General features: G+C 67.2%; 4 protein-coding genes and 1 pseudogene. 1 reads left to right on the top strand and 4 read right to left on the bottom strand.

Features of this window, described 5'->3' with window-relative positions; genetic code table 11:
• The first annotated feature begins 216 nt into the window (after positions 1-216).
• Positions 217-1,872, top strand: a complete 1,656-nt coding sequence (locus AC1HIY_RS07225; RefSeq protein WP_479576050.1) for a M1 family metallopeptidase — start codon at positions 217-219, stop codon at positions 1,870-1,872.
• A 12-nt stretch (positions 1,873-1,884) separates the two neighbouring features.
• Here AC1HIY_RS07225 and AC1HIY_RS07230 read toward each other — a convergent pair whose 3' ends face one another.
• The 4 genes and pseudogenes from AC1HIY_RS07230 to AC1HIY_RS07245 form a co-directional block, all read right to left on the bottom strand.
• Positions 1,885-3,072: a hypothetical protein gene (locus AC1HIY_RS07230; protein WP_479576051.1), complete on the bottom strand. Its 1,188-nt coding sequence runs from the start codon at positions 3,070-3,072 to the stop codon at positions 1,885-1,887.
• A 160-nt stretch (positions 3,073-3,232) separates the two neighbouring features.
• The gene (locus tag AC1HIY_RS07235) at positions 3,233-4,825 is read right to left on the bottom strand and encodes a hydantoinase B/oxoprolinase family protein (RefSeq protein ID WP_479576052.1); all 1,593 of its coding nucleotides are present in this window, start codon (positions 4,823-4,825) and stop codon (positions 3,233-3,235) included.
• Between the two features lie 65 nt (positions 4,826-4,890).
• Entirely contained in the window at positions 4,891-6,567 is a 1,677-nt protein-coding gene (locus AC1HIY_RS07240; RefSeq protein ID WP_479576053.1) for an alpha-amylase family glycosyl hydrolase, read from the bottom strand.
• A gap of 92 nt (positions 6,568-6,659) precedes the next feature.
• Positions 6,660-6,873 (bottom strand): annotated as a pseudogene (locus AC1HIY_RS07245) (hydantoinase/oxoprolinase family protein); the annotation flags it as partial.

The following is a 6,873-nucleotide window of genomic DNA, read 5'->3' on the forward strand; positions in this document are numbered from 1 at the left end:
GGCGCTTCGAGCGTGACGCGCACCCACGCGAGCGGCGCGCCCGTGTCGAGGTCGGCGGCGCGCCCGAAGACGACGGCCTGCCCGAGAGCGCCCGGCGGCGCCGCCATTCCGATGAAAAGCGCGAGTAGGATCCGAATCATTCGCAGGCCTTTTTGAACGTTCCCCCGGTTGAACGCTATAATGCGGGAACGTTTCATCCACACGACCTGCTTTCGCATGCGCTCGCGTCTCCTTTGCCTCGTCCTCCTCGCGCTCGCCGGCTGCCACGCCGCCCCCGCCCAGACGCCGTACCGGTACGACTCCGGCGGGCCGCTCATGCCCGAGCAGGCTGCGTACGACGTCGTCTTCTACGACCTCACGCTCGCCGTCTCTCCCGCCGACAGCGCAATCGCCGGGGCGCTCACGGCCACGGTCCGCATCACCTCTCCGACGCCGCATCTCGTGCTCGACCTCGATCCCGCGCTCGCCGTCGCGGCGGTCACGGATGCCGCCACGGGCGGAGCGCTCGCCTTCGAGCGGCGGGGCGGCAGGCTGTGGATCGCCTTCCCGTACACGAAGCAGCCGGGCGAGACCGCCGCCGTGACCGTCGCCTACGGCGGGCGGCCCCGCATCGCGCCGAACCCGCCGTGGGACGGCGGCTTCACGTGGGCGCGCACCCCCTCCGGCGCGCCCTGGATCGCGACCACCGTCCAGCAGGAAGGCGCGGACCTGTGGTGGCCCGTCAAGGACCACGTCTCCGACGAACCCGACTCGATGGCCCTCCACATCACCGTGCCCGAGCCGCTCGTCGTCGCCTCGAACGGGCGGCTCCGCGCCGTCGAACCTCACGACGACGGCACGCGCACGTACCACTGGTTCGTCTCCACGCCCATCAACGCGTACGACGTGGCGCTGAACATCGCGCCGTACCGGACCCTCGAGGACACGTTCACGAGCGTGGCGGGCGACGTCTTCCCGGTTGTCTTCTACGTGCTCCCGGAAGATTACGAAAAGGGCCTGACGTTCTTCCCGGAGATCCTCGACCACCTTCGTTTCTTCGAGGCCGTCGTCGGCCCGTACCCGTTCCGCGCGGACAAGTACGGCGTGGCGCAGACGCCGCACCTCGGCATGGAGCATCAGACCATCATCGCCTACGGGGCAAACTTTGACAACGGCGCGATGACGGGCGGGCGCGACTGGGGCTTCGACGCGCTCCATCATCACGAGCTCTCGCACGAATGGTGGGGCAACCTCGTCACGAACGTGAGCTGGGAGGACATGTGGCTCCACGAGGGCTTCGGCTCGTACATGCAACCCCTCTACCTCGAACGCACGCAGGGCGCAGACGCCTACCGCGCCTACCTCGACGCCTCACGTCCCGGCATCGCCAACCGGCAATCCGTGGCCCCGCGAAAGACGCTCTCGGCCAAACAGGTCTACGGCGGCGACATCTACGTCAAAGGCGCGTGGATCCTCCACACGCTCCGCTATCTCCTCGGCGACGACGCCTTCTTCACCGCGCTCCGCCGCATGGCCTATCCCGATCCCAGGCTCGAACGCACCACCGACGGCAGCGCCTGCCGCTTTGCCGTCACCGACGATTTTCTTCACCTCGCCGAAGCCGCCTCCGGCCGCGACCTCGACTGGTTCTTCGACGTGTACGTGCGTCAGCCCGGCCTGCCCGCGCTGATCGTCCGCCGTGAGGGTGAGCGGGTCGCGTTGCGGTGGGACACACCGGACGACCGGCCGTTCCCCATGCCCGTGGACGTGCGCATCGGCGCGGAGACCCGGCGCGTCGAGATGCCCGGCGGCACAGCCGTGATCACCGCGCCCGCCGAGGCCGAACTCGTCGTCGATCCGGAAAACCGCATCCTTCGCCGGGGCAACCGGTGACGACGCTCGCACCTACTGTTCTTTTCCCTCTCCCAACTCCCCTCCGAGGGCAACCGCCTCGCGTTCCGCATTGGAGACATATTGCTGCTCCCGAAGACGCGTGTCGACGTGCATACGAAAATACTGATCCGCATTTCGGATGAATCGTTCAATCTTTGCCTGATGGAAGCGGAAGAAAAAGCTTTCTTTGAAGAACGCCTCCAGGCGTTCCATCGTCCGGGGGACGCTGCCGAAAGCCGGGTTGCGGTCCAGCGGCCCATCGCCTCCCTCCAGACGGGTCCGTTCCGTGAAAAAGGCTGAAACGATGTGATTGGAAAGGGCAAGGCAATGGATAAGCACGATATTCTCTTTGGCCGACCCGGGCAGCGGACCGCTTCGATGACGCACCACGTCGAGCACGTCTTTCGGATGCACGCCCAGATACGCCAGGGGATTCTGCCCCCCCTCCGCCTCTCCAAAACCCATTTCCTCCAACACCTCCACCGCTTCGACGTTCGGCGTATCGTACAGTTTGCCCGGATAATAGTCTTCCGTTTCATCGAAGAGCACGCCGAAGTGCTGCACGAGGCCCGCCAGCGCGATGGTGTACACCTTATGGTCGGAGACGCCGGGATGGATATGCTGCAGCAATGTGACCGCCAGACTCGCGGCATGACTGCTGTCGGCAAGCACCTGTTCTCCCTTTTTCGTCATCAGGTGCGGCGTCAATAACAGGCTGATCCCTTCGAATTTCACCAGCGCCTCGGTGGCCGCATCGAGGAAACGCCGCTGATCGTGGGCATTGACTTCCCCATACCACGAGGTCCGCTTCGTAGCGGGCTCGACGTAAACCGAGCGCCTCGCGCTTTGCAGGAAGACCCGTTGAACGGCGGCGTCATAATACCGCAAAAAGAAGCTCGGATCCCCCTGATACCCCAACACGATTGGACCGTATTGCCGGGAGCGGTTATTCTGATAATCCGTCACCATCTTCTCGATCAGAAAAGGCATCGCTACCGTGGCCATCTCCCCCTTCGCACATACGAGCTTGAGGCCCTTGTCTCCCTCCGAACTTTCATCGAGGACGTATACGTCCTGATTCAACTGTATATCTTCGAGCGGAAAGCCTTTGCGTGTCAAGGCGAAGAGGTGCCGCTTCACCGCGTGTTCCCGGTTCTCATCCTCGTAGACGAACGTGAAGTCATCTATGTGAAAGCGCAAGAAATGCTCGAAGGTCGGGTGTTTATAAACGGCTGTTTCACTCATCATACAACGCATGGAGAAGGCGGCTTCATCGATGCCTTACGGCCCTCCTCTTGTTACTCTCATCCGACAAACGTCAAGGGGGCGTTGTCTGTATATCGGCCAAAATGCCAAACCTTCAAACGCCCGGGGGCGGTCCGCCTTCGGGCGCGCCGTGCCCGCCGCCGCCGGGCGTCTCGATGCGCAGCCGGTCGCCCGGGAGGAGACGGCGGGTAAACTTCGACGGGAGCGTCTCTTCGGAGCCGTCGGCGCGGCGAAGCACGTTTCGGCCCGGCAGGCCCGCCTCGCCGCCGGCGAGCCCCCACGGCCCGGCGTCGCGGCGCTCGCTGAGCATGGTGACGGTGGCGGGCGCGAGGATCTCATAGGCGCGCACGAGCCCGTCGCCGCCGGTGTAATGCCCTCGCCCGCCGCTGCCCCGGCGCAACGCATAGCGGGTGATGCGGAACGGGAACGTCATCTCGAGCGCCTCCACGGGGGTGTTCAGCGTATTCGTCATGTGCACATGGACGCCGCTGAGGCCGTCGGCGTCGGGAGCCGCGCCCATGCCGCCGCCGATGGTCTCGTAATAGGCGTACGGCGTGCCGTCGGCGCGGAGCCCCCCGATGGTGAGGTTGTTCATCGTGCCTTGCGAGGCGGCGGGGATGCGTCCGGGCAGGGCCTGCGCCAGCGCTCCGAGCGCCACATCGACGATGCGCTGCGACGTCTCCACGTTGCCCCCGGCCACGGCGGCGGGCGGGCGGGCGTTCACCAGGCACCCTTCCGGCGCCGTCACGGTCACCGGCGCGAAGCACCCGGCGTTGACGGGCACGTCCTCGCCCGCCAGACACCGCACGACGTAATAACAGGCCGATTGCGTGATGCCGAGCACGGCGTTGAACGAGCGGTCCACGGCGCCGGCCGTCCCCGTGAAGTCGAACGTCACGGCATCCCCTTCGATGCGGGCGCAGACGCGGATCGGGACGCGCTCGGCCGGGCCTTCGTCGTCGAGCACGAGGGCGTCTTCGAACGCATACGCGCCGTCGGGCCACGTGGCGACGGCGGCGCGCACGAGGCGTTCGCTGTAGGCCTGCAGGTGCGCGGCATAGGCGAGGACCTCTTCGGCCCCGTGCCGCGCCACGAGTTCGCGCAGCCGCCGCTCGCCCACCGTATGCGCCGCGCGCTGGGCGGCGAGGTCGCCCCGGCGCTCTTCGGGCGTGCGCACGTTCCGAAGCAGCATGCGGAGCAGATCGTCGTTGCGCACCCCCGCCCGGTAGAGTTTCACCGGCGGGATGATCAGCCCTTCCTGATAGAGTTCGGTCGAGAGCGGGAGCGAGCCCGGCGTCATGCCGCCGACGTCGGCGTGGTGGGCGCGGCTGGCCACAAAGAACCGCGGCGCCTCGTCGGCGGCGTCGAGGAAGACGGGCGAGATCATCGTCACGTCGGGGAGATGCGTGCCGCCCTCGTACGGATCGTTGAGCGCCACCACGTCGCCGGGCCGCCACACGGGGAACGCCGCGAGCGCCGCCGCCACGCTCGCGGGCATCGCGCCGAGGTGCACGGGGATGTGCGCCGCCTGCGCCACAAGCCCGCCGGCCCCATCGAACACGGCGCACGAGAAGTCGAGCCGCTCCTTGATGTTCGGCGAATAGCTCGTCCGCCGAAGCGTCACGCCCATCTCGTCCGCCACGCCTGAGAAACGGTGACGATAGAGCTCGATCAGAATCGGATCCATGATGCAATGGATGGTTGTGGAAGAAGCGGCGCGTCGGCGTTTCGACGTTCAAGGATCGCCCCGGATTACCGCGCCTCTTCGAGCAGAAGCACGCCCTGCGGACCGGGCAAAAAGGTGACGAGACCGTACGAGACGATGGCGATTTTCCCCGTGTATGCATCGCGGAGCACGGTGTCGTCGGGGAAGACGCGCGAGACGTTGAGACGGGTGCGTCCCTCCGCACCCGTCACCACGATCACGTCGTCCGCGATCGCCCCGGAGGCCCAGTGCCGGTGGAAGGCGTACGGCGCATCGGAGACCTTCCGGTGCGCCCCGCGCGCCACGGCGGGATGGCGACGGCGGAACCGCCCGAGCTTTTGCCAGTGCGCGAGCACGTCCGCATCGACGGCCTCCCGGGTCACCGGCGAGCGCGGCGGCTGATCGGCGGCGCTCACGTCGGAACCGGGCGGGCGGACCGTCTCGTCGCCGTAACGGATCACCACGCCGCCCGGGAGCATGAGCAGCCGCGTGCCGACCTCGAGGAGGCGCGCGCGGTCTATGGAGCGAGCCTCGCGCGAGGAGAAGTATGAGAGCACGTTGAACGAAGGGTCGCCGTTGATGCGGCCGGCATAGGCGGTGTAGAGGCTGTCGAGGTCGCCGGGTGCGGCGACGGGCAGAAACGCGGCGTTGAGGAGCGCATCGAAACCCGCGTCGAAATAGGCGTCCCGTTCGACGCCGTGGCCCTCTGCCTCGCCGGTCATCCAGAAGTCGAGGTCATCGAGCGCTTCGGCGGGATGCGCCGCCTTCCACGCCCGGAGCGCCCGCACGGCCTCACGCTTGAGCGCCTGCCACGTCTCCGGCTCGTCGCGCCCGGCCGTGTCCACCCGAAAGCCGTCGATGCCGTACTGTTCCACCCAGTCCGTCATCCATTTGATGAGGTAATACCGGGGCGCGCGGGGATAGCCGGTGCGGGCAAAGAACGCATCGAGCCCCGCCCTCTCCTTCGCAAGCTTCTCCGCCCCCCATTTCTCCCGGAGCGCGACGGGGATCTCCACGGGCGTTTCCGAATCGGTTTTGAAGCCGGAGAGCCCTCCAGGCGTCTCGTCTTCTTCGCACGGATCATAGCCGGGCCGCCCGACGCGAACCCACGCCGTGCCCCACCACCGCGCCCACACCGAGTCAGCATGCGCGCGGTCGACGGGGCGGTCGGGGCGCTCCCCGTCGGCGCCGAGGGCGTGGGCGTCGGCGGCGTGGAGCCCCCCATCGAGGATGACGCGGAGGCCATGGGCGTGCGCCGTATCGACGAAGCGCCGGAAATCCGCTTCCGTGCCGAGGGCGGCGTCGAGTTCGGTGAAGTCAAGCACCCGGTACCCGTGACAGGGGTAAAACGGAAAGTCGTCCTTGCCGCCGCCGATCCCCCCGTGGATCTGTTCGAAGGGGTTCGTGATCCAGAGCGCATGGACGCCGAGATCGTCGAAGTAGCCTTCCTCGATGTTTTGCGTGAGCCCGGCGAGGTCGCCGCCGCGGAAAGGGGTGGAGGGGTCGCGGTCGTACGGCTCGCCGTCGGCGTCGAGGCCGCGTCCATAGGCGTGATCGTTCGACGGATCGCCGTTGGCGAAGCGGTCGAGCATGACGAAATAGACCGTTGGGGCCTCCCACGAGAAGGGCGGATCGGGCGACTGCGCGCGCGCCGGCGCGACGCTTCCCGCCCATACGAGCGCGAGGAGCCCTCCCATGACTCCGGCGTGCATCTTCGATGACATCAGCTCCTCCGTTCCTCTCGTCGATGAATCCGAACCCCGCCGCGCGCTCGTGCTCCCGCGCATGCCCGGGCTCAAATCTACTCCAAAAACGCTCACCGTTCCACCCAAAGGTTCCGTCGGGCGTCGACGCGTACGCTCCAGCCGGGGGGGACGACGAGGGTGGTGTCGTATTGAAAGACGACGGCGGGACCCTCGAAGCGGTGTCCGTGCCGGAGGCGGTCGCGGTCGTATCCGGGCGTGGGCGTGGGCGCCTCTCCGCCGAACCACACGGGGGAGGCTTCGAGGCGGGCGACGGAGGCGTCGGTG

This window comes from Rhodocaloribacter sp. (assembly GCF_056451265.1).

What these genes read in the sequence shown, in the direction of transcription:
- AC1HIY_RS07225 (WP_479576050.1), top strand. Translation starts at nt 217, where the DNA reads ATGCGCTCGCGTCTCCTTTGCCTCGTCCTCCTCGCGCTCGCCGGCTGC.
- AC1HIY_RS07235 (WP_479576052.1), bottom strand. Translation starts at nt 4,825, where the DNA reads ATGGATCCGATTCTGATCGAGCTCTATCGTCACCGTTTCTCAGGCGTG.
- AC1HIY_RS07240 (WP_479576053.1), bottom strand. Translation starts at nt 6,567, where the DNA reads ATGTCATCGAAGATGCACGCCGGAGTCATGGGAGGGCTCCTCGCGCTC.